The organism is Oleiphilus sp. HI0079 (assembly GCF_001635105.1).
In genome coordinates, this window is sequence record NZ_LWFT01000384.1 from 1 (window position 1) to 629 (window position 629).

Genomic DNA, 629 nt, shown 5'->3' on the forward strand with positions numbered 1-629 from the left:
TGGATATACCCTCGCAGACAAAACAGATCGCCTTGAAGAAGCCCTGCAGCTCATCACGCTGGCGCTCGCGCTTCGCCCTGATAACCCAGCGATCATGGACAGCATGGGCTGGGCACTGTTTAAGCTCGGCAAGAACGAAGAAGCACTCGCGCTTTTAAGTAAAGCTTACATCAACTACCCCGATGGAGAAGTCGGTGCACATCTAGGCGAAGTACTATGGGTTGAAGGCAAAACCGAGGAAGCCAAAAAAGTTTGGAACAACAGCCTGCGCCAGCAACCAGACCATCCTGTGCTTCGCGCAACGTTAGAACGACTTGCTCCAGAGATGCTTGAAGACCTTAATGACACGGCAGAGCCGAACGATGAGAATACTGAGGCAACTGACTCTGCCCCAGCTTCAGATGCGCAAGAGACCAACCAGGCGGAAGAATAATCGTGGCGACTAGAAGTTTTGGATGCCCTATCATTACGGCTGCTCTCATCGTAGCATTAAGCATTACGAGCGGCTGCGCATCCAATTTTATTGAATATTCCGGCGACGAAAGCCCCAAGGTTCTTCGAGAAAAACTCTATCAAATTGAAGACTTTCAGCTCTCCGGAAAGCTCGGCTTTCGAAATACGGACGAAGC

Annotated in this window: 2 protein-coding genes; both read left to right on the top strand. The window is 50.7% G+C overall.

All coding sequences use genetic code 11. The features are described 5' to 3' along the window. A partial coding sequence (locus tag A3750_RS04970) for a tetratricopeptide repeat protein (RefSeq protein WP_156498418.1) occupies positions 1-433 on the top strand: 433 nt, incomplete at its 5' end. Between the two features lie 2 nt (positions 434-435). Continuing rightward, a partial coding sequence (locus A3750_RS04975; RefSeq protein ID WP_156498419.1) for a hypothetical protein occupies positions 436-629 on the top strand: 194 nt, incomplete at its 3' end.